The sequence below is a fragment of the Bacillus sp. BD59S genome (assembly GCF_007363175.1).
Taxonomy (GTDB): domain Bacteria; phylum Bacillota; class Bacilli; order Bacillales; family Bacillaceae_G; genus Bacillus_A; species Bacillus_A pacificus.
This window is the reverse complement of record NZ_CP034684.1, coordinates 25136-47065: the sequence shown is the minus strand read 5'-3', so window position 1 is coordinate 47065 and position 21930 is coordinate 25136. Positions and strand designations below refer to the sequence as shown.

General features: G+C 37.1%; 32 protein-coding genes and 1 pseudogene. 29 read left to right on the top strand and 4 right to left on the bottom strand.

The features are described from left to right. Window positions 1-158 precede the first annotated feature (158 nt). From EKQ63_RS00300 to EKQ63_RS00240, 16 genes are all read left to right on the top strand, one after another. Window positions 159-359, top strand: a complete 201-nt coding sequence (locus EKQ63_RS00300; RefSeq protein ID WP_063222588.1) for a hypothetical protein — start codon at window positions 159-161, stop codon at window positions 357-359. A gap of 1 nt (window position 360) precedes the next feature. After that, window positions 361-537 (top strand): hypothetical protein, encoded by a 177-nt coding sequence (locus tag EKQ63_RS29740; RefSeq protein WP_162840204.1) that lies wholly within the window; start codon window positions 361-363, stop codon window positions 535-537. A gap of 17 nt (window positions 538-554) precedes the next feature. Continuing rightward, on the top strand, window positions 555-1163 hold the full coding sequence (locus EKQ63_RS00295) for a Sak single strand annealing protein (protein ID WP_143880508.1): 609 nt from the start codon (window positions 555-557) through the stop codon (window positions 1161-1163). Window positions 1164-1177: 14 nt separating this feature from the next. After that, window positions 1178-1354 carry a hypothetical protein gene (locus tag EKQ63_RS29735; protein WP_190240615.1) on the top strand — a complete coding sequence of 59 codons (177 nt, stop codon included), beginning with the start codon at window positions 1178-1180 and terminating at the stop codon, window positions 1352-1354. After that, a complete protein-coding gene (locus EKQ63_RS00290; RefSeq protein WP_143880507.1) occupies window positions 1354-1575 on the top strand; it encodes a hypothetical protein in 222 nt (73 codons plus the stop codon). Before EKQ63_RS29735 ends, EKQ63_RS00290 begins: the two co-directional genes overlap by 1 nt. Further along, window positions 1576-2451 carry a phage replisome organizer N-terminal domain-containing protein gene (locus EKQ63_RS00285; RefSeq protein ID WP_143880506.1) on the top strand — a complete coding sequence of 292 codons (876 nt, stop codon included), beginning with the start codon at window positions 1576-1578 and terminating at the stop codon, window positions 2449-2451. Continuing rightward, a complete protein-coding gene (locus EKQ63_RS00280; protein ID WP_143880586.1) occupies window positions 2435-3193 on the top strand; it encodes an ATP-binding protein in 759 nt (252 codons plus the stop codon). Before EKQ63_RS00285 ends, EKQ63_RS00280 begins: the two co-directional genes overlap by 17 nt. Window positions 3194-3208: 15 nt before the next feature. Then, a complete protein-coding gene (locus EKQ63_RS00275) occupies window positions 3209-3973 on the top strand; it encodes a DNA cytosine methyltransferase (RefSeq protein ID WP_143880505.1) in 765 nt (254 codons plus the stop codon). A 1-nt stretch (window position 3974) separates the two neighbouring features. Further along, a complete protein-coding gene (locus EKQ63_RS00270; RefSeq protein ID WP_143880504.1) occupies window positions 3975-4238 on the top strand; it encodes a hypothetical protein in 264 nt (87 codons plus the stop codon). Further along, window positions 4195-4440 carry a helix-turn-helix domain containing protein gene (locus tag EKQ63_RS00265; protein WP_143880503.1) on the top strand — a complete coding sequence of 82 codons (246 nt, stop codon included), beginning with the start codon at window positions 4195-4197 and terminating at the stop codon, window positions 4438-4440. Before EKQ63_RS00270 ends, EKQ63_RS00265 begins: the two co-directional genes overlap by 44 nt. Continuing rightward, window positions 4437-4700 (top strand): hypothetical protein, encoded by a 264-nt coding sequence (locus EKQ63_RS00260; protein ID WP_071737005.1) that lies wholly within the window; start codon window positions 4437-4439, stop codon window positions 4698-4700. Before EKQ63_RS00265 ends, EKQ63_RS00260 begins: the two co-directional genes overlap by 4 nt. 10 nt (window positions 4701-4710) lie before the next feature. After that, the gene (locus tag EKQ63_RS00255) at window positions 4711-5109 is read left to right on the top strand and encodes a hypothetical protein (protein ID WP_074603296.1); all 399 of its coding nucleotides are present in this window, start codon (window positions 4711-4713) and stop codon (window positions 5107-5109) included. A gap of 8 nt (window positions 5110-5117) precedes the next feature. Then, window positions 5118-5246 (top strand): Fur-regulated basic protein FbpA, encoded by a 129-nt coding sequence (locus EKQ63_RS00250; protein ID WP_143880502.1) that lies wholly within the window; start codon window positions 5118-5120, stop codon window positions 5244-5246. A 67-nt stretch (window positions 5247-5313) separates the two neighbouring features. Next, entirely contained in the window at window positions 5314-5481 is a 168-nt protein-coding gene (locus EKQ63_RS29730) for a hypothetical protein (RefSeq protein ID WP_190240614.1), read from the top strand. Window positions 5482-5493: 12 nt separating this feature from the next. Continuing rightward, window positions 5494-5940: a dUTP diphosphatase gene (gene dut / locus EKQ63_RS00245; protein WP_143880501.1), complete on the top strand. Its 447-nt coding sequence runs from the start codon at window positions 5494-5496 to the stop codon at window positions 5938-5940. A gap of 655 nt (window positions 5941-6595) precedes the next feature. After that, window positions 6596-7351, top strand: coding sequence for a DNA cytosine methyltransferase (locus EKQ63_RS00240; protein WP_143880500.1), 756 nt, complete (start codon window positions 6596-6598; stop codon window positions 7349-7351). Between the two features lie 900 nt (window positions 7352-8251). Here the strand turns inward: EKQ63_RS00240 and EKQ63_RS00235 are convergent. Next, on the bottom strand, window positions 8252-8551 hold the full coding sequence (locus tag EKQ63_RS00235) for a hypothetical protein (protein ID WP_143880585.1): 300 nt from the start codon (window positions 8549-8551) through the stop codon (window positions 8252-8254). Window positions 8552-8955: 404 nt separating this feature from the next. Here EKQ63_RS00235 and EKQ63_RS00230 point away from each other — a divergent pair, with 404 nt between their 5' ends. The 5 genes from EKQ63_RS00230 (at window position 8956) to EKQ63_RS00210 (ending at window position 13122) form a co-directional block, all read left to right on the top strand. Beyond that, window positions 8956-9585 carry a Holliday junction resolvase RecU gene (locus EKQ63_RS00230; RefSeq protein WP_143880499.1) on the top strand — a complete coding sequence of 210 codons (630 nt, stop codon included), beginning with the start codon at window positions 8956-8958 and terminating at the stop codon, window positions 9583-9585. 138 nt (window positions 9586-9723) lie between these two features. After that, window positions 9724-10095 (top strand): ArpU family phage packaging/lysis transcriptional regulator, encoded by a 372-nt coding sequence (locus tag EKQ63_RS00225; RefSeq protein ID WP_098539122.1) that lies wholly within the window; start codon window positions 9724-9726, stop codon window positions 10093-10095. Window positions 10096-11066: 971 nt separating this feature from the next. Continuing rightward, window positions 11067-11345, top strand: a complete 279-nt coding sequence (locus tag EKQ63_RS00220) for a hypothetical protein (protein WP_098539121.1) — start codon at window positions 11067-11069, stop codon at window positions 11343-11345. Between the two features lie 825 nt (window positions 11346-12170). Continuing rightward, a complete protein-coding gene (locus EKQ63_RS00215; RefSeq protein ID WP_001018889.1) occupies window positions 12171-12734 on the top strand; it encodes a recombinase family protein in 564 nt (187 codons plus the stop codon). A 73-nt stretch (window positions 12735-12807) separates the two neighbouring features. Continuing rightward, a complete protein-coding gene (locus EKQ63_RS00210) occupies window positions 12808-13122 on the top strand; it encodes a hypothetical protein (RefSeq protein WP_098215800.1) in 315 nt (104 codons plus the stop codon). A 65-nt stretch (window positions 13123-13187) separates the two neighbouring features. Here the strand turns inward: EKQ63_RS00210 and EKQ63_RS00205 are convergent, their stop codons facing one another. The 3 genes and pseudogenes from EKQ63_RS00205 to EKQ63_RS30075 form a co-directional block, all read right to left on the bottom strand. Then, window positions 13188-13367, bottom strand: coding sequence for a DUF8096 family protein (locus EKQ63_RS00205; protein ID WP_081101972.1), 180 nt, complete (start codon window positions 13365-13367; stop codon window positions 13188-13190). Window positions 13368-13558: 191 nt separating this feature from the next. After that, window positions 13559-13780, bottom strand: a pseudogene (locus EKQ63_RS00200) (hypothetical protein). Window positions 13781-13798: 18 nt separating this feature from the next. After that, window positions 13799-13996: a hypothetical protein gene (locus tag EKQ63_RS30075; RefSeq protein ID WP_143880498.1), complete on the bottom strand. Its 198-nt coding sequence runs from the start codon at window positions 13994-13996 to the stop codon at window positions 13799-13801. 443 nt (window positions 13997-14439) lie between these two features. On the opposite strand from EKQ63_RS30075, the gene EKQ63_RS00190 reads away from it, so the two are divergent. From EKQ63_RS00190 to EKQ63_RS00155, 8 genes are all read left to right on the top strand, one after another. Continuing rightward, window positions 14440-14853, top strand: coding sequence for a hypothetical protein (locus EKQ63_RS00190; protein ID WP_143880497.1), 414 nt, complete (start codon window positions 14440-14442; stop codon window positions 14851-14853). A 146-nt stretch (window positions 14854-14999) separates the two neighbouring features. After that, window positions 15000-15797, top strand: a complete 798-nt coding sequence (gene terS, locus EKQ63_RS00185) for a phage terminase small subunit (RefSeq protein ID WP_143880496.1) — start codon at window positions 15000-15002, stop codon at window positions 15795-15797. After that, entirely contained in the window at window positions 15769-17085 is a 1317-nt protein-coding gene (locus EKQ63_RS00180) for a PBSX family phage terminase large subunit (protein WP_143880495.1), read from the top strand. The genes terS and EKQ63_RS00180 overlap by 29 nt, the downstream gene beginning before the upstream one ends. Then, on the top strand, window positions 17085-18623 hold the full coding sequence (locus tag EKQ63_RS00175) for a phage portal protein (protein WP_143880494.1): 1539 nt from the start codon (window positions 17085-17087) through the stop codon (window positions 18621-18623). The genes EKQ63_RS00180 and EKQ63_RS00175 overlap by 1 nt, the downstream gene beginning before the upstream one ends. Next, window positions 18610-19536, top strand: coding sequence for a phage minor head protein (locus EKQ63_RS00170; protein ID WP_143880493.1), 927 nt, complete (start codon window positions 18610-18612; stop codon window positions 19534-19536). Before EKQ63_RS00175 ends, EKQ63_RS00170 begins: the two co-directional genes overlap by 14 nt. Before the next feature lie 51 nt (window positions 19537-19587). After that, window positions 19588-20805, top strand: a complete 1218-nt coding sequence (locus EKQ63_RS00165) for an XkdF-like putative serine protease domain-containing protein (protein WP_143880492.1) — start codon at window positions 19588-19590, stop codon at window positions 20803-20805. A gap of 21 nt (window positions 20806-20826) precedes the next feature. Then, the gene (locus EKQ63_RS00160) at window positions 20827-21756 is read left to right on the top strand and encodes a phage major capsid protein (protein WP_143880491.1); all 930 of its coding nucleotides are present in this window, start codon (window positions 20827-20829) and stop codon (window positions 21754-21756) included. Window positions 21757-21762: 6 nt separating this feature from the next. Continuing rightward, on the top strand, window positions 21763-21930 hold the full coding sequence (locus EKQ63_RS00155; RefSeq protein ID WP_097851683.1) for a YqbF domain-containing protein: 168 nt from the start codon (window positions 21763-21765) through the stop codon (window positions 21928-21930).

The following is a 21930-nucleotide window of genomic DNA, read 5'->3' as shown; positions in this document are numbered from 1 at the left end:
TTGAAGAATTGTCGATTCTAAAAGTAAAGGACTTCTTGGAATGTAATAAGTTTAACACGTATTTCATTAAATTTTTATATAAAGATTTTACGAATTTATGAACATGGGCAAACGCTCACTTGTCGGAATATTCAGGTATTTAAAGGAGGAATGCGGAAATGATTGAAAATCCAATGTTAATAGGAAATTATCATGATTCATCAGCAAGAGACTTCATGGATTACTGTCACGGATGTGGCGGAGAAATCTTTTACGGAGAAGGATACCTTGATTTCAGTGGTGATCCAATTCATACAGAATTAGAGTGTATTAAGCAATATGTTGAGGAACATTCAATGAAGAAAGTAGCGGGTGAATGATATGGGCTTACAAAACAAAATTGAAGCTGAAATTCAAATTATGAAGAGTTTAGTTGAACGATATAAGAAAAGTAAAGAACCTAACGCTGTATCAATGGTTGTGGCTTATGAATACGGGTTACAGGTACTTACTGAAGTGTATGAAGCCAGTAAACAAACAGAAGTAGCACCATTTTAAAAGAGAGGGAGATTCATATGACAACTGAAAATTACTTTTCTAAATTGGCTCAAATAGATTGTTCGGAACATGTCGAAAAGAAAGGCCGCTTTAATTACTTATCATGGGCTTGGGCAGTTAAAAAACTTCGTGAAGTAGATTCAACAGCAACATGGGAAGTAAAGCGATTCGATGGGGCGCCTTATCTTAAAACAGATTGTGGTTATTTTGTAGAGGTTGAAGTAACTGTACAAGGATTACCACTAAGCCAAATTCACCCAATACTTAACAATCAAAATAAACCAATTGCTGAGCCAAATAGCTTTGATATTAACACAAGTATTCAGCGTTGCTTAGTGAAAGCAATTGCACTTCACGGGTTAGGATTATACATCTATGCGGGCGAAGACCTACCGGAAGTACAAGAAGAAATGATAACCGCTCAACAAGTCGGTGTGATCAAATTAAACATTAAAAAACTAGCTAATCTTCGGAAAGTAGACGAAGACACGATTAAAGGACATCTAAGCATCAAAGAAGTAGCTGAATTAACGTTAAAGCAAGCTGAAGATGTACTTAAAAAATTAACAAAGTGGGTTAAACAAGCCGAAAAAGAAAAGGTTGAAGCGGTAGAGCAAACAAACTAAGGAGTGAAGAACCTATGTTAGATAAAAATCAATCGAAAGTCGTCCTTCCGGCGTGGGTGAGGAAGGGCGTACGAAATGAAAAAGAGGCGAAAGAAAAGGCAATCGAGTACATTACTCCCAATCGCTATCCGGGATATAAAATAATTAAAATTCAAGGCGACATAGCGTTATGCGAAAGGCGGGGCGTGTAATGTTTAAGATACCAGTAAGACGCGGAACAATGACAGAAATGTTGAAGGCAGTTCGTGATTTAGAAAAACGGGGTTATGACTATATCACTCCTATCAAAAAGGTGTATAGAGCTGAGAAAACCTTCTATCACGATGGCAAATTTAAAGGGAAAGACAAAATTAGATTTACAGGTATGGATGATCATATCAGTTACGAATGTTGGATGAAGAAGGTGGACTAAATGGCAGATGTTAAATGGATAAAACTCTCTACTAGTATGTTTGAAGATGAAAAGATTCGCCTGATTGAAAGCTTACCAGAGGCAGACACACTACTAATTATTTGGATTAAATTGTTGTCTCAAGCAGGTAGAACGAATGCTAATGGTTACATTTTCTTGAGCGAAAACATTCCTTTTACAGAAGAAATGCTTTCTACACTTTTTAATAGACCGATAGCAACTGTAAGACTGGCACTACAAACATTTAAACAGTTCGGAATGATTGATATAACAGATGATCAGTACATATGCATCTCGAACTGGGAGAAGCATCAGAACATTGATGGATTAGAACGCGTAAAACAATTGAATGCAGAACGAAACAAAAAGTACCGCGAACGCAAGAAACAACAGCAATTAGCACTAGAAGATAAGGGTGAAGAAAGTGACGCTTGCGTGACGTCACGTGACGCAACAGATATAGAAGAAGATAAAGAATTAGATATAGATAAAGAAAAAGATAAAAAGAAGAAAGAAAAACCTTCCCGTCACAAGTTTGAAACTTGCGACACCAACGGAGCTAAGTATTTGTTTGAAAAAATTAAGGGTAATAATCCTAAACAAAAAGAACCTAACTTTGATTCTTGGGCAAACGATTTTAGATTGATGCGTGAAAAGGATAACCGTGAATTACAAGAGATTAAGGATGTTATTGATTGGTGTCAAGCTGATCCATTCTGGCAAGGTAACATTTTATCGCCTAAAAAGCTACGTGAGAAGTTCGATCAACTAACTATTCAAATGAATTCTAAAAAGGGAGCGAAAAATAATGCAGAGAGCAACAGCAGCAATACCAACAGATATAGCCAAAAAGGTGAATATGACTATGGATTCTGATGTGTGTGATACGCACGGCATGAATAAGATGAAGTTCAGCGGACAAGTTGTTTGCCCTCGATGCTTCCTTGAAAACGAAAGTAAAAAGCTTCAGCAGCAAGAGCAAGCAAAATACGATGCAGATAAAGCGAATGAGAAGAAATTCATGTTCCATCAACAAAGCATGATAGCTGATAGCAACATTAAGAAAGCTAATTTTGATAATTATAAACCTACTAGCGATGAAGGAGCAAAGAACCTTGAACTTGCCAAGGTCATCGCAACGGATTATCTCAATGGGAAAGTGTTTAACACGATTATGGCCGGAAATTGTGGGGCTGGAAAAACACATCTTGCTTACGCTATAGCGGATCAACTCGCAGGAGCAGGGAAGTCAGTTGTCTTTGTCACAGTGGGCGAATTGCTACGAAAGATTAAAAGCACGTTCAATAAAGATTCTTCCTTAACTGAGGATGCGATTATACGGAGCTTAGTAAGAGCAGAAGTATTAATAGTCGATGATTTAGGAGCGGAGTTAGGTGCACTAGATGCAAATACAAAGGCTACAAACTTTATTAATAGGGTGTTATTCGATGTTTTCGATGGAAGGCAAGGTAAATCTACTATCTTCACAACGAACCTTACAGGAGAGCGTTTAGAGGGTGCATATGATGAGCGGATTGTATCACGTATCTTCAATAAATTCAGGGCGTTAGTTTTCAAAGATACAAAGGATTACAGAAGGAAAGCATTGCCATTTTAAAAGGGGGAACGGAATATGCAAATGCTTGATCTATTTTCAGGAATCGGCGGCATTAGTTTAGCGGCAGATTGGGCTGGAATTGAAACAGTAGCCTTTTGCGAGATTGAAGCATTCAATCAGAAAGTACTAAATAAGCATTGGCCTATAGTACCAATCTTTTCAGATATACGAAAACTTACAAAACAATCATTAGAAGAACGGGGTGTTGATGTTGGAACAATTAGCATTGTGGCAGGAGGATATCCTTGCCAACCTTTCAGTGTTGCCGGGGACAGAAAGGGCGAGGCGGATGACCGTCATCTCTGGCCAGAAGTATTCCGCTTACTACAAGAAATCAGACCAACTTGGTTTATTGGTGAAAATGTTGCTGGACATGTCACATTGGGACTCGACAATGTGCTTACTGACTTGGAAAGTATCGGTTACACCTCACAACCGTTTGTTATTCCGGCTTGTGCCATCGGTGCCCCGCATAGAAGGGACAGAGTTTTTATTATCTCGTTTCTTTCCAACTCCAACTGCGTCGGATACCAGGGGGCTCAACAATTACGAGAAGACATTAGCAAAATTAAAAAATGGAGAAAGGGCTCATTTGGGACAACTTCCAAACTATTTAATGATATTGACTGGGAAAAGAGGGCGTTCCAATCCAGTTTTTTGGGAGGAGATGATGGGGTTCCCAACCGGATGGACAGAATTAGAAGCTTAGGTAATGCAGTTGTACCTCAGCAAATTTATCCGATATTTGCAGCAATAGCAAGGATAGAAAGGGGAAATTGAGATGTGCGCGTGTGAAGGAACAGGAGTAATTAAGAACGATATGGGGAAAGGTTGCTATCAATTCAGACCATGTATTTGCGAAGCAGGGAATCGCAGTCCAGAAGAGGTGGATAGAAGACGCCATGCTGTTATGGCGGAACTAAGAGAAATTCATCAATTACAACTGGAGGGGAAATGGGATGCCACGACTTGGAACGGGTTTGGAGAAGGAAAATTACACAATGGCATTGCAGCAGGGAAAGTACATGAAGAAATCGCGTCGTAACTTATATATTGCTCTAGAAGAATTGGACCTAGTGTTTGATGAAAGCGAAGTAATTCGATTGCAAGAAATGTGGAAGGAAAACAAAGGAATCCTTGAAATCGCAAAAGAGTTAGGAAGACATCAATTAGAGATCGCAGCATTGATTATGGATCAGGCCGATAAGAATAAAATCAAATCTCGTCCAATGGGATTAAGGGCATGAAACAACTAACACTGGAGGATGTTGTAGGCAGTTTTGATTATACGGCAACAAGTACGGCTGATAGGTTCTTACAGCATAACGTCATAACGTATGAAGTTCACTTTTATGACCAGGACGAGCGACAAAAAATAGACTGGTTCGATGTTGAGACAGAAGACGAAGCATGGAGCATGGCGGTGAAAGAACATGGTAATGGTATTCAGAAGATTAGGATAACTATTTCTAATCGTACACGAGATGAAATTATGTCACTGGATTAGGAGGGAGCAAATGGAGAAGCCAACATTAAAGGATTATGCAAAGGCTGCTGAAATTGGTGTTAATAAGAAGTATGTAGACCAACGAATGAAAGAGCTGGATTGGAGTTTAGAACGCGCTATAACGACACCAGTCGGTACGAGCTGGGAAGGAAATGAAAAGAATAAAAAATTACTGAAATTAGCTGAGAAAAATGGGGTTAGTGAATCTACCTTTTATAGACGAAAACGTAACGGCATGACGCCATACGAAGCAGCTACCACGGCAAAAGGATTCGAAAAGTACATTCCTTTAGCGGAATCGAATGGGATTAGTAATAAGACCTTTTACCAGAGAGTTAAAAGGAAGATGGATCCATACGAAGCAGCGACAAAGCCGCCACGTAAGTATGAGAAGAAACAAATCAGTTAGGAGTAAATATGAACGAGCAAGACAGGCTAATAGAACGCTTGATTGATAAGCATGTATTTAAATTACCTGATGGCCGTGATTTATATGAAGGGTCATGTGAGGAACTAAGAAAGCTATTGAAAGGAGTTGAAGAGTAATGCAAGCGATGGAGAATAGCATTTATGAAATTACTAAATTAATTAGCGATGCAAAGGGAGGTAAGTAATGAAAAAAGAAACCGCGGTGCAGGTGCAAAGTGAACTTGATGTAGTAGAAAGCGAGATTCGTAAGATGGAATATCACTTGGTTGGATTGGATAGCGAAAAACGTAAGACAAAGCGTTCTTTGGAAGTGTTGAAGAACCGGAAAGAAGAATTGAAAAGTTATTTATAAGGAGCTGGGAAAATGAAGCTAAGAGTGAAAATTAAACGATTGAAAGATGTGGAAGTGCCGAAGTATGCGAAACCAGGGGATTCGGGTTTTGATCTTGTGGCGGCAGCGGACACAATTATATGGCCTGGAGAAACAAAGGTTGTACCAACGGGATTGGCGTTCGAAATCCCGCCAGGATACGAATTACAAGTGCGCCCGCGTAGCGGTATGACGCGTGATACAAAGTTACGAGTGGTACTTGGAACTATAGATAGTGGATTTAGAGGAGAGATTGGTGTTCTAGTTGATAACATTGAAGTCCCTAAAGAGGCAAGTATGCAAGCCTATGTAATTGAAAGAGGAACTCGTATTGCTCAAGGCGTCATAGCGCCAGTGGAAACAGCTCATTTTGTTGAGGTGGACGGGCTATCAGAATCAGAAAGGGGGAATATGGGCTTCGGATCAACGGGGATTAAATAAAAAAGGCTAGGATTTGCTCCTAGCAAAGAGTTATGTCGTACAGAAAGGTGCAAACCTGGTGTTTGCAATTTCATTATATAGCGTTTATCAGGCAGATAGGTTGAATCATAGCAATCTTTACGTAACTTTTACATGATATTGAGATTTTTGATAGAGGCCAAATTTAAATTTTGTAAAAATAAGCAGGGAGTGTGGGGATAATCTTATAGGTAAAAAAAAGGCTCAATTCTCAAAAGGGAGAGAGTTGAGCCTGTGGATGTAATTACTAAGTTCTCGGGTTAATGAAAACTAGTAATTAAATAAAATCGCCCTAGGGTTAGGGGGTCTAGGGTTTCAAGTCTGAGTATATCTCACACGGTAATATAAAAAGAATAGAACGTATTGAAGATAACACATGAATGTTTCGTAAATGTATCAAAAAAGTGAACAAAAAGTAATTTTGTAAATCAAGGTAGTCAGCACAATTAACTAACGTCTTGTTAAAAAAAAGAAGCCCCGTAGAAAATGTTACAGGGCTTCATAAGACTGAGTTATGTCGTACTCACAAGAGATTTTAACATGGATTTAGTAGGGAATGAATTGGTAAATGTGTCCAGATATTCTGAAGTTATTATTTAAAGCAAAAATGCTATTTTAATACAAAGGGGAATAGGAAATGAAAATGTTGGATCTATGTTCGGGAATTGCAGGAATAAGCATGGCAGCAGATTGGGCTGGAATTGAAACATTAGCCTTTTGCGAAATAGAAGAGTTCAATCAGAAGATACTTAGAAAGAACTATCCTAACATTCCTGTTTTCCCGGATTTATATAAACTTACGAAACAATCCTTAATAGATGGAGGTGTTGACATTGATTCAATTGGAGTTATTTCAGCAGGATATCCCTGTCAGGGAGAAAGTCTTGTTGGTAAGCGAAGAGGTGCAGAAGACGAAAGATGGTTATGGCCAGAAGTCTTCCGACTCATTAGAGGACTCAGACCCACTTGGTTTGTTGGAGAAAATGTTGCTGGACACGTCACAATGGGCTTGGACACCGTGCTCTCCGACTTGGAAGAAGAAAATTACTCGACAAGGACGTTCGTATTTCCGGCTGTCAGTGTTGGGGCGCCACATCAAAGATACCGGACATTTATTGTTGGCCACTCCAACGACAAGCCAAAATTACAAGCCGATCCGAGGGTTGTGCCCTTCAGAAGTAAACGGCAGCCACGGAAAGACATTACCAGGATCAATCGGGGAACACTTTCCAGAACATATTGGGAAGAAAATCAACCTGCAATTTGTGGAATGGATGATGGGACTGCCACAAGATTGGACGAAGATAGATTGAGATTCTTAGGTAACGCGGTGGTGCCACAGCAAATCTATCCAATATTTGAAGCAATAGCAAAGATTGAAGGTTTATTATAAAAATTTCATTTTTTCATAAATAAAAAGGCAGTTGTTTCCGCAACCACCTTTTTACAAAACAGAGCAACTTTTTCAGAAATAAAATATGAATGATTTCTGAAAAGGTTATAGGTTATAGAATATACGCCTATTTTTATAACGAAAGTGACGAGCTCAGGTTATAAGAAAGGACTGATTATAGTATACGAGAGATTGTTTGAGATTTTTACATATAAAAGAACAGCTAGCAAAAGCTAACTGCTCAATACAAGGAGATACAGAGAAAACTAAATGGAGTTTGGCATACATCCTATCAACATTATGGACATAATATTGAGTTTTATTCGAAGGAATTCATGTTTTACAAATTAGATTATGATAGTTGATATTCTCCATATTGACCAGAAAAGAACCAAGAATTCTAGTGAAATTCCAAGTGTCCTTTTCCTAGTTTTTTGAAATTCTTTTACTAAATAGCCGACAGCACTAATTGCTATAAGAATGAAAAGAATAAGTTCAAGTGTAACTGGCATTTGATCTACTCCTAATCCTTTATTTTAATTTAGTATATAACGATTATAAGATATTTTTTGTGGCTAATGGTGAAAAATTAAACAAAACAATCTCTATATGAAAAAAGGTCCTGTTGTCTCCAACAGAACCCCTTCTAAAATGGCAAAGAGTAACTCTTACCTTACTCTTTGTTTATATACTACAGGAGTGTTAATCAAAATCCAAGGCTCCTTATATTGAGAAATAAAGAAGAGTCATTCTAAAGAATCTTATCATTGTTATAAGTAAAGGAGCAGTTAGCCAAAACTAACTGCTCATCTCCAAGGGGGAACAAGGAGAAAATCTAATGTCATCTATATTATTGACGGAATATTGAGTTTTATTCAGGGGTACGAAAAAGTTTTCTTTTTAACTTAATCCATATCCCACAAACAAAATAATGGCTAAAAACACGGATAATGAAAATGTCAGACTGACTGTTATTATGCTTCTGAGCATTGCTTTCCAGTTGTTTATTTTAGAGAATCCTATCATACCAACAAAAAAAGTTCCTAGTGTTAAAACTAGCAAAACGAATAAAGGATGAAAATATATTGTATTCATAATAGATTCATTCATTTTAGGTGACCATACTTCAAGATATAAAAAGAATAAAGCGACACAAACAAATGAAAAAATAAAAGACCAGAAGTTTATAGTATGTTTCATGATTGCCCCTTTATTAATATGATGTTTTTTACTAAATTTTAGCAAATTATAAATAGAATTAAAACAAAATAATCCTTTTACGAAAAAAGGCCCCGTTGTCTCCAACAGGACCTTTCCTAAAATGGCAAAGAGTAACTCTTACCTTACTCTTCCGCTATATAATACACAAAATACTTAAAAATTTGTAGAACAAGAAATTCCAATATGATTATTTGGATATATAAAATAAATGTGTTTTAACGGAATTGAACATCAGGAATTAAATTACAAATGTTGATTTATCAATGAATATCAATGGTGGAATAGAAAGTGATGATTAATAAAGGAATATTACAATAACAAAATATGAAATATTGCATATTCAATTGAAGTGGAAATTTACAAGTAGGAAGCGAGGAATAACAATGGGAGTAGGAAACCGTGGAATGGCGTTTGAAATGCTTATTAATCTAGTGAATGAAATGTATCAAAGAGGGAGAGTGGCGCTTATAAACAAGCGCCAAACTCCTGTGAAGGTGTTAAAAAGTAAAGGTGGCCGTGTACTAAATGGATTTTATGAAGCTAAAAGTACAGTAGACTATGACGGCGTATATAAGGGACGAGCTATTGCATTTGAAGCAAAGTCTACAGAGAATGCTACAAGATTTGATTTAAAGAACATTGCGCAGCATCAGTTAGATTACCTGGAGAAAGCGGAGAAGATGGGAGCAATTTGTTTCTTCCTTATAGAGTTCAGTAAGGATAAGTCAATATTTGTAGTACCACTATCAGTCATTCAATCTTACGTAAGGATGTCTCATCAACCGAAAGGCAAGAAGTCTATACCAAGAGCAGACTTTGATATTTATGGGTACTTAGTAGAACAGACAGAACGAGCGCCAATTGATTACTTACAATACGTTGATGAAGCAGTAGCGCCAGTTATGTTTGATGGAATGATTCAATTTGATCAGGATCATAAGAAAGTAGCGAATAACATTGAAGCAGCGAAAGAGAAGATGGCTAACAAGAAACGCAAGTTTTTAAAGGCTTAATGGATAACGGAACCATGCAGAGTGGGTGGTGGGGGCTGCTCGCCATGCATGTTTTTCTTATTCAACAAAGAGATAATAAAATTTCACGTACCTGATGTGAATGTAAAAACCAAAATTCAGAAATAGGGGGATTCCTTCATGGAGAGACAATTAACATTATTACCAGCTATCGATGATAAGAAAGTACAAAAGGAAGTAGTAAGTGTATTAAAGGAGTACAGAGCACTCAAGATGCGTTTTAGCAATGATGTGGAACAGGAAGGAATTAGTTTATTCCCTGAGTTGCGTGATTCAAGGAATACGAATAAATGGAAGGTGCAGCAGATAGAGAAGGCACTGAACAATTTATTAGATGAGGATGAGCGTAAAATCGTTGAGCGTAAGTTCCTGACAAACGAGAGAGTGAAAGATTCAGATGTTTATCATGATCTATTACTCAAGAAGACATATTTCTATGAGAAGAAGCAGAGTGCGGTTAAATTGATTGCTACAGCGCTAGGAATCATCTAAAAATAGCGAACAAAACGCGGTCAAAATGCGAACTTTTTGGGGGACTAAATAAAATGCCAAAAATTATAAACTATAGGTACAAGCCCTTTGACAACCGCATATCGAAGAGGATTAGTACACCTATTAGTGAAACGTTCTTATGCGAGAATGGCACAGTAACGTATACCGCATAGTAGGGCGGGCAAGGCGGTACGAACCCGCGTTAAGACGAAAAGACCAATGAATTACTTATAATGATATATTCCAGTGTGGCGGGTGTGAGATAACTCGCATCCGTCATGCTGTTTCTATTGTATTTACTATTCAGCTCAGATGCGTCCTCTGGGTTGATAATAAATATAAGTCTATTTTTCTCTAGTATGTCGGTTCTTGAAAATGGAATGGGGGTGGTTGCTCATGATTGAGTAACGCTTGCATTCTAAAAAGCTAAAAAGTATACGTGACCTCGTACATTAGTCATTACTCACGATTCTTATTAATGACCAAAACGGGAGCAAAGAGTTCCACTCTTTGTTTGAGCCAATACAACGGAAACATTCCCCTTCCGTCCCTCTTGTGTATTGGTTCAAACAAGGCGTCGGAAGAAACACATACGTCTTGGATATAAATCCTTTATTATTCGATATTGGTCAGCGAAGGCGAAAATGATATTAAGTAGCCGAAGTATTGAGCTAGCTCTACGGAGTATAAATGAGAAGAGGACTATAAAATTGAGAAGATGAATTCTTGCTCTTCTCCCAGTTACCGAAAACAGGTCGTGTAGCTATACTAGTTGATGCGGTGGTTTGGAGAAGGTTGAGAGTGATCTTCACCTTGGAAGAGGAACTTCATCCTTTTGTTTTTATTTTCCTCTATTAGATTGGTTAACTAGGGGCAAATTGATAAAATATATTTTTTTGTATTATTTAATACGAGTATATATAATTATATTAATGTTAGTATATTAACTAGTTAAAAATGGGGAAAGAAAAATGAAGATTAAATTTGCTGTGGTTAAAGATGAAAATTTTGATTTTACTTTATTAGAAACAAAATTGCTAAAAACTTTTAAAGAAGTGGATAATGTAGCAATAGTTGAAAAGGTTGAAGAGAAAATTTTTGAAAAAGGTGATGTGTCAACCCATTTAGCGGAGATTACTATTAATGTTACAGGAAAGAATATCGGATATAGATCAGTTTCAGCTAGTATATTTATTGTTCTAGAAAGTCTATCAATGAAGCTATTCAATATTAATATTAGTATACATTAAGCATCCAATATGGATGCTTTTTTCTTTGTTATATAAAAATTACATATTAAACATATATTTATACGTTTTGTTCCTACACGTTAAGGAATAGTAATAAAAAGATGATACCGATGAAACCGTATAAAAACAAAAAGAATCCTAAGATGGATAGTTTTTTATGAAAGCCGAGCATGATAAACCTCCTTGGGTATATAAAGGATTATAATACATCGTTGGTCTATTTAGAATAGTAACCATGAATTGGATGGAATTATGCATGATAAAACCAATAGCAATTATCGTAGGCGCTGCCGTGATCTGGTGGTGTCTTGTTTGTTGTTAAGGAAAGATAAGGATTAACAAAACAAACGAACACAATTATTGATAGTACAAGCGTTAATTAAGTAACGCTTGTACTAGTTTGATAAGTATATATAGTATTTTTATTGTCAAATAAATATTTTCTAATAAATGTGGTTGTTGGTGTCTGTTATCTAAATTAAATTTAAATTGTGTTCCTCTTGTTGATTTGAATTTCAGTTTTGGTTTCATATACGTTCCTCTTTCTATTCTGAATATTTTGGTTGTGTTTTAATATATAGTCATTATATTGTGTTACTGAAATTTGTAAGGATACAGCGGAAAGGAATCATATACATTTATATTTTTTATTATTCATATTTAATGTTATAATCCTTATTCGTGTGTCTAAAAGTTGACCCTTTTGTACAATTAAAATTTATAGGGTAAAAACTTTGTAAACATATAGTTGTTAATGTCTAAAAGATAGTCTAAAATGAAAGTATATAATTCTTAAGACTTTTAGACTATTTTGAGGTGATTTGGATGGCCATCGTTGGTTATGCAAGGGTAAGTACAAAAGATCAAAACTTAGATGCGCAAATTGAAAGGTTAACAGAATATGGATGTGATAAAATATATTCTGAAAAGTACAGTGGGGCTAATAGTGATCGAGAAGAATTGCAAAAGGCATTAGAATATATGAGAGAAGGAGATAAATTTGTTGTTTGTAAAATAGACCGTTTAGCTAGATCAATATTTGATTTGCATAAGATTGTAAATCAATTAGCTGATCAAGGAATAGCGGTGGTATTTCTTAAAGAACAGATTGATTTCTCTACACCTGCAGGTAAATTAATGTTTACTATGCTAGGAGCTATCGCTGAGTTTGAAAGAGATTTAATTAATGAAAGAACAGCTGAAGGCAGAGAAAGAGCTAAAGCGATGGGCAAACATATGGGACGTAAAGGGCAGGATGAAAAACAAGTGAAACAAGCCATGAACTTATTTTTTAATAGAAAAGAAAATGGTTTAAGTGTAAATGATATTTTTAAAATGACTGGTGTCCCACGCTCTACTATTTATGCTAAAGCTAAAGAATTAAAGTAGCGAATCCGCTGCTTTTTTATTTTATACAGAAGCATTTTAAACATTTCTTATAGCGTTGAATACTTATGTAAATATGGGAAACAGATTTGATTCTTGGAATGAGGGGATCAATATGGATATAACACATGCTGTGGCGAGAATCGTGGTAAATGGGAAAGACCTTCCGTTTACTTCAGTTAGGACAACTGCATGGATTAATGGTCCTGCGAACGATCTAATCGTTACGACTAAGCAAAGAGTAGATGAGCTTTATCGTTTTATGTGGTCACGGGTGCCAGTCATGCTAACGATGTATTTCGTTCAGGGGGCGGACATCATGAGATTTGCTAGGGTTGCAGGAATTGATGAAAGTATAACGGGAGAATATATATACCATTTTATTTGGTGATAAAACGAACTCAAAGTAGCCTAACAGCTGCTTTTTCTTTATAAAATAAAAAGCCCTATCTGGGGCTAGATGATTTTCTTCATGCCACAATGACGGCATTCTCTTAAGAAGATGAAATTTTTAATGGAACTTTTGAATGCGGAATTACCGCAATTATCACAGCGACCACTGATTTTATCAGGATGTTCTTCGTATGTGTATATTTTGCTTAAATCGTATTTGGGTTCTTGTTCTTTATTTTCCATTCGTTTCACCTGCATATCAATCTGATTTTAAACAACTGAATCATAATAACATGAAGTGTTCATGTAGTGGATGCTTTTTATTTTGCAAAAAGAACCTGCAAACATGCAGATTCTCCTGATAATGATTTATGAAGTAAGACCCGAAAATATAATACAATGATTCGAAAATGAGTTCAAGAGTGTTTGGTGATTTAAGCCACTCTATAATCTTTGTTTTTAAGCTTTTTTCTAATATCGATGAATCCTATAATCATTATCGCCATGCATATTAACTTAAGCCAACGAACCTCGTGGTGGTACATTAGCCCGGAAAAGAATTCATAGGCATATAACAAACCGACAATTGGAAATAGCTAAGTCATAAATTTCAAATCTTTTAGATGAAACTTATAATTATTAATTTTTTTCCACATATGTATCAACTTCTATTGTTATGAGGTTCTGTAGTTTTTCTTTTTGAAATCTCGCACGTTGAGGATAAGGAATAGAAGGAAGATAACAGCTCCGATGCCATTAATCCAGTAGTATGTGTGCCCTGTTGTGAATCCGTTATAGAATTCATAGGCATTCCAAATTACAAGAAGTACTGAGCAGACAGTAGAAATCATTAATGAGCCAAAACTTCTCATGATTTTCACCTCGATTCAAATTTTTAGAACTTATTTATAATTTTATATTTAAATGAAGGGATTTACAAGAATAGGAATAAAAAAGAACCCGCTGGAGTTCGGGTCCTTTTCAGAAGTGATGATGTATTCTCGGCTTGGGAACTGAGAAAAACACAAAAATATAATACATCGAGTTTTAGAGAATTTCAAGACCGAATTAGGGATTACCGCGAGGTGGTGAATATAGCTAGGAAACGAAGCTTAAATTGTGAAGTGAATAATTTGTTACTACATTTTGATTTTTACAAAAAATAACCATTTCCTTCAGATTTCAAGAAGGTTTTACAAAAAAATACATAGAAGTATAAATATATGGTAATGAAATGAGTCGAATTTTCATCATGACGGATATCCAGAATATGTTCATTTCAATTTACATGAAATACACATAGAGGAGAGCGATTATGAAAAGGAAAATTGGTACAGCAGTTGTAAGTTTATCTGTTTTAGGATTTGGAATTTTTGGTGTTACTCACGGAAATGGCGGAGGAATTGTTAAAGCTGACTCTGTAGGAGATCATGGAGGGGCACCATCTTATACTCATGGAGAGGGATGGTCTCCGAGTTATGCACATGGACATACAGGGGGAGCGCCGTCCTATACTCATGGGCATACAGGAGCACCAGTTTATGGATATGGAGACTATCCAGCGCCGTCCTATAACGTAGGAGATACACCTGCACCTAAGTTAGAAGCTGATGGAGATCATGGAGGAGCACCGGCTTATACTCATGGACATTACCCTGCACCGAAGTTAGAATCACATGGAGATCATGGAGGAGCACCTGCTAACACAGAGCCTGGTGGAGGGATTTAACTAATTCTAATATGGAAGTTGTAAATTTATATACAAGAAAAAAGACTTTGTAATTTACAAGGTCTTTTTTCTTTGTAAAAAAGTTATTCGAAGGGAGAAATGAACGAGTTTCTTCCTATTATATAGAAGGTGGTGGGTGATATGGAGTGAAACAAAAACACGAGTTAGCTCAAGAAGATTACATGCAAGGTATGAAGTATAAAGAACTGGCTGAGAAATACGAGGTCAGTATTAATACAATTAAGTCATGGAGAAAAAGGCATGGTTGGAATCGAAAAGGGGTGCACCCAAAAGATGAAAAAAGATGCACCCAAACCAAGAAAACAGGTGCACCCATTGGTAATAAGAATGCAGTGGGTAATTCGGGTAACAAGAACCCTAAATGGGGTAATAAGAATGCTCTAGGGCATGGCCCACCAAAAGGAAACCATAACGCTATGACGCATGGATTGTTTAGGAAGATAATCCCGAATGACGATCCGCATGCAATGGAATTGCTAGATGAAATACAAAACCATACTGAATTAGATATGCTATTCCACTCTATTCAGCTGCAATACTTCAATATCCTTAATTCACAACGTATTATGCATGTTCGCAGTCAAAACGATATGTCAAAAGAGATGATTAGCGAATCACTGAATGGAGACGCATACACAGTGCAGTTTGCATGGGATAAACAAGCTAATTTACTTACAGCTTATTCGCGCGCTATGACAGCGTTATCCTCTATGATTGAGAGGTTCGATAAGTTAGCAAATGCTGATGATGAGAGACGATTGAAGTTAGAGCAGATGAAAGTTAACATTGAAAAAACAAAAGCTGACACTGCACGTATTAAGGGGGAAGATGGCGATGAGTACGAAGATGATGGTTTCAAAGAAGCGCTAGAAGGCAAGGTAGAGGAAGTGTGGGATGGCCATGACGACGATTCCGAAGCGTAAAAAGAAACCTGCTCCATTCAAATTTAAGCCATTCTCCAAAAAGCAGCTGAAGGTATTAACCTGGTGGAAGCCTAACAGTCCCGTTAAAGATTATGACGGGATTATTTGCGATGGTTCTATTCGTGCGGGAAAAACGGTATCGATGGCTCTTTCCTATGTTATGTGGGCAATGGAATCATTTGAAGGTGAGAACTTTGGTATGTGTGGTAAAACGATTGGATCACACCGTCGTAACGTTATAACGCCACTTAAAAAGATGCTGAAGTCACGCGGGTATAGGGTTAAAGATCATAGAAGTGAGAATATGCTTACCATTACTAAAGATAGCGTAACAAACTTCTTTTATATTTTTGGTGGTAAAGATGAAAGTTCCCAGGATTTGATCCAAGGAATCACTGCCGCTGGCATGTTTTTTGATGAAGTGGCACTTATGGTACAAAGTTTCGTTAACCAAGCAACAGGCCGTTTGTCTGTAACTGGTTCAAAAATGTGGTTCAACTGTAATCCGGCAGGCCCGTATCACTGGTTTAAAGAGAAGTGGTTGGATCAAAAGAAAGAAAAGAATCTACTGCACCTTAAATTCTCCATGGATGATAATTTGTCATTAGATGAGAAGACGAAAAGAAGATATCATCGCATGTATAGTGGCGTATTCTATCGTAGATATATCAAAGGTGAATGGGCAGCTGCTTCTGGACTTATATTCGATATGTTTGATGAAAATAAGCATAAAGTTCCTACGATTCAAAGGGAGTACGTTGAATATTTTGTCTCTTGTGACTATGGTACGCAGAACGCCATGGTATATGGATTGTGGGGTAAGTGCATCGAAAAAGGTGAAGAAGTATGGTACAAGGTGAAAGAGTACCGTTATAGCGGTCGAGAAACGGAAAAGCAGAAAACAGATCAGGAATACTACGAAGACTTTGAGGGATTTGTAGGGGATTTGCCAATCCGTGGTACAGTAGTTGACCCGTCCGCTGCTTCATTTATAGCTTTGCTAGTTAGAAACAAACGAAAAGTATATAAGGCCCGAAATAATGTCAAAGAGGGTATTGGTAATGTCGGTGTTGCGCTTAACACGGGCATTATTTATTTTAACGACTGCTGTAACGAAACATTTAAAGAGTTCGCTTCTTACATATGGGATGAGAAATCAGTTGAACGTGGTGAAGATAAGCCACTGAAAGAGAATGATCACCATATGGACGAAACAAGATACTTTGTTAATACAATTATTTACGGACTGCGTAAAAAGAAGAAAAAGAAAAGAGGTGAAGCAGCTTAATGATGAATAAAAGGAAAGTTAGTGCCAAAGTAATTAAGGCGGCGGGAACAAGTGCTCAGGTACTATCCCGCCAGCAAGAGAGTGAAAATGAGAAGTATGCTGTAAATGAAATCATTGAACCACCTTATAGAATAGAAGACCTGCAGCAGATTAGAGAAAATAGTACGATTCTTGGTCAATGTATTGATGCGTACAAGCGTAATATAGCTGGGTTTGGTCATGAAATGAAGTATAAGCAGGATGATAACAAAGAAACTCCTGAAATGAGGGCGGAGTGGACGTTAGTTGATACTGAAATTATTCCGTTATTTAGCTTCGAAAAGCCATTCAAGGAGATTCTTGAAACAGGCATTGATGATAAAGAGACGACTGGCAATGGTTATATTGAAGCGATTCGTAATTTAGAAGGAAAGCCTGCTGAATTAATAAATATGTTACCGCAGTACATGCGAGTGACTCGTAAAGATGATAACCCCCAAGAAGTTACATACTTAATTAACGGAAAAGAAGTCAAAAGAAAGAAAAGGTTCCGTCGCTATGTACAACGAGTAGGATCAGTAGATACTTATTTCAAAGAGTTTGGCGATCCGCGTTTCTTAAATAAAGAGACTGGTGAGTTTTCCGATGTTTCGTTAGGAGAGAAAAACGCTACCGAAGTCATTCATTTGAAGATTGGTAATGGACCATATGGCATTCCGCGTTGGGTATCGCATGTTGTACACATGGTAGGGGCTAGAAAGGCAGAAGAATTAAACCTTCGCTATTTCAAACAAGGTAGGCATATTCCAATGGCTATATTGCTGAAGAATGGCATTTTATCAGAAGAAAGCGAAGCTGCTCTTACCGATTATGTTTCAAATGTCGAAGGTGAAGATAATCAACATAAATATCTCTTACTGCAAGTTGAAAATGCAGATGAAGGTGTAGTTGGTGATACACAGCCAAACATTGATATAGAGTTGAAATCACTAGCGGATGTATTGCAAAATGATGCCTTATTCCTTGAATACGATGAGAAATCACGTCAAAAGGTACAATCAGCATTCCGTTTGCCAGATGTATATGTTGGTTACATTAGAGACTTTAACAGAGCAACTGCTGAATCTGTGCGTGAGATTACAGAAGAGCAGGTGTTTGAACCTGAGCGTAACAGCTTAGAGTTCATCATTAATAACGTTCTTTTGCTTCCATATGGATTAAAACACGTATATGTGAACCTACGTAAGTCAGAAATTAGTAACACGGAAGATATGGTTAAAACCGTTGAGGTACTGGCTGATAAGGGCGGTTTAACATTCCGAGATATACGTAATATCGCTGGTAATATGCTAAACAAAGAGTTCTCTGATTATGATATTCCTGAAGCAGATCAACCAGTTGCTTTAGTTTTAGAAAAACATCGTAAAGTAAGTGGTTGGCAAAAAGGATTAGGAGAAACTCTACAGAAGTCAGCTGATAGCAATTCAAATGAGGATTTAGTCAATGTAATGAAAGATGTACGTGACTTATTGGAGTCGATGCAAGATGCAGAAGATTGATAAGCTATTAGTTTCTCTTAATGAATGGATTGCAAAGGCTGATACGGATGACTTCATAGCTGCATTGCCTGCTGATTTAGAAGTATTGAACATGTTACCAGGGTACGTTGAGGAATTTGAAAAAGAAATTGCTAAACTGCTTCGGAAACAGAAGAAGTACTTTGTCGATGGACTTAAGAACTATACGAAAAAAGATGCTGTGGAGAAGGGTATCAAGATAAAGGACATTATCGACTTTGTCACTGGTAGCCTATTTGGGGCTGATACCTTTGCTAAAAGCCTGAGCAAAGCAGCAAGGAAGTTTCTTGATTACACGATGAAAGATATGACAAAAGCTTTTATGGATGCCATTGACCCGGAAATCCAGTTTAATATCTTTTCAAAACGAACTACAAAGTGGATTGATAGTTGGTCGGATGAATTAGGTAAGATCATGAAAATTAATTCTCACAAAGCAGTAGAGCGGATTTTAAACGAAGGATTAGAGAAAGGGAAAGGTACTCGTGAAATAGCAGGAGAGCTTGCGAAGCTTCCGGAATTCGACCGTAAAAGAGCGAAGAGGACAGCGCAGACTGAAGTCCTTGCAGCATGCTCCGCTTCTCAATTTGAATCATATTGCCAATCCCCTGCTGTTACAGGTAAGAAGTGGCGTCATAGCGGAGCGAAGAATAACCTATCGCGTGACAATCATGTGGCGTATGACGGTACAACGGTTCCGGTAGAGGAAGAATTTGAACTGCCTGGATCTGGTGAGAGATGTATGTTTCCTCGAGATAGTTCGCTATCTGCTAAAGAAAGAGTTAACTGCAAATGTGTTATGTCTCCTGCAGTAGATAACAATATATTAGGGCTATCTGAAGAAGAGAAGCAGAAGATTAGGGAAGAAACTTTGAAGGAGTTGAGTAGAAAATGAAGACTTCTAAAACTATGCTGATTCATATTTGAAAGGAGGTGAATAGAACAGATGACAAAGCGAAAATTGAAGAATCTACAAGTCTCACACGTTTCTTATGTAAATGCAGGTGCAAATAAACGTGAGTTCTTTTTAACTAAATCTGATGAAAAACCAAACTTTGAAAAAGAAGTACGCGTTATCAAGTCGGAAGATGAAGAGAAACGTTTAGTATATGGAATTGTTTATGAACCTGGCGTTTTAGACAGTCATAACGATTTCGCGGACGAATCAACTATCGAAAAAGCAGCTCATGAATTCATGTTGAAATATCGTCAAACCGATAAGGACCACGATTTCCAAGCAGGAGTTGGTGAAGTAGTTGAATCATATATCGCTCCTGCTGATATGGAAGTGAACGGTGAGGTAATAACAAAAGGAACATGGGTGCTTGTTACTAAGGCAACTGAGGAAGTGTGGGAATCTATCCAAAAGGGAGACTATAAAGGTTATTCCCTAGCAGGAGTCGCAGAAACAGAAGTGGTTGAAGAAGAAGTAACTAAAACTGAAGAGAAGCAATTTAAGTCCTTCTTCCGATTGATGAAGGGCTTTTTTAGTGGAGAGAAAGTTGAAAAAGGCGAGGTTAGAGATAAATTTAACCAGAATAAACATCGTCGTGATGTTAAAGCCTCTTTCTCTGCACTAGAAGATACTTTCTATCAATCGTTATGGAATGCTCCTACTGCTGATGCTATCGACTTAGATCGTATTGAAGCAGCCGCACTTGAATTTGTTGAGATTATCAATGAATTGAAGGACACAGAAGCAGTTGTAAAGGCATGGGAGGAAAAACCTGTTGTATCTCTTGCTGAAGAAGTAGAGAAAGCAGCTAAGAAAATCAGTGTTCCAAACATGGGAGATATCGACGCTGCTATTGAGTCATTAACAAATCTAAAAACACGCGTCACACCTTCAATAGAAGACGCAGGGAGTGAGGGAAACAATATGGAGTTTAACCAAGAACAATTAGAAAAAACATTAACTTTAGCAGTAGAAAAGGCTGTTGGCCCAATTAAGGAAGAGTTAGCTACTATTAAGAAACACCTTAATCTCGACGAGGAAAAAACAGAAGAAGATATTAAAGTGGAAAAAGCTGTTGAAGCTGCTACCGCTCCTTTACGTGAAGAGATTGAAGCATTAAAGAAATCTCAAGGTATTAGTAATCAGCAAGATACTGATGTTGTTGAGAAAGCAGAAGTTAAAAAATCTGTATGGAATGGCTTACTGTAAGCCTGAAGGAGGAAAATATATATGACACTTAATAACAAAACAATTATTGAAAAAGCGGACGTTACCCTTGCCACATTAGCTAGTGGTGGTTTAATGAATCCTGAACAAGCTGATACTTTCTTACGTATGGTGCAAAATTCTCCTACTATTTTAAAGGACTCGCGCTTTGTTCAAATGGCTTCAGATACACTTAAAATTGAAAAAATCGGCTTTGGTTCCCGTATTCTTCGCCCTGGTGTTGAAGGTGTACCTTTAAAAGATTCTGATCGCTCTGCTCCATCAACTAGCACAATTATGTTAAATGCTAAAGAAGTAATTGCGGAAGTGCATATTACCTATGATACATTGGAAAACAATATTGAGGGAGGTAATCTTCAAAATACTATCATGCAGATGATAGCAGATCGTGCTGCATTAGATATCGAAGAGCTAATTCTGAATGGTGATATTGCGTCTACAGATTCATATTTAGCTTTATTAGATGGGCTTCGCAAACAAGCAACTTCACATGTTGTAGATTGTGCTGCAGGTGCATTTACTAAAGATGTATTTAAGAAAGCCTATAAAGCTGTTCCTGCTAAGTACCTACGTAACCCTAAAGACTGGAAGTTTTACACATCGCATGGTTTAGAAATTGAATGGAAAGACCAAGTAGCGTTGCGACAAACTAACTTAGGGGATGTTTCACTTCAAGGTGGTTTAGCTTCTGCTTATGGTGTTCCAGTAGAGGGAATTGCTATGTTACAACCATATAATGAGGGAGAAAATACTGTATCTGATATTTTATTAACGCCGCCTAAAAATATTGTGACAGGTATGAGCCGTAATATTCGAATTGAGGTAGATAAGGATATTCGCGCTCGTAAATTCATTATTGTTTTAACTGCGAAGGTTGATGTGAAGTTCGAAGAGGAAGATGCAGTTGCAAAAGTTATCAAAGTTAAGGAGTGATGACTTTTGAATTATTACGTTAAATTAATTGTTGGTAAAACATATAACGTCCATGAACGTCTTTTTTTATTGGGCCAAGAAGAGAAGGTTACAAAGAAAACCTATGATTATCTAAATGGTAATGAACAATTTGAAGTTCGAAAAGACAGTAGTAAATCTAAAGGAGAGGAGTGA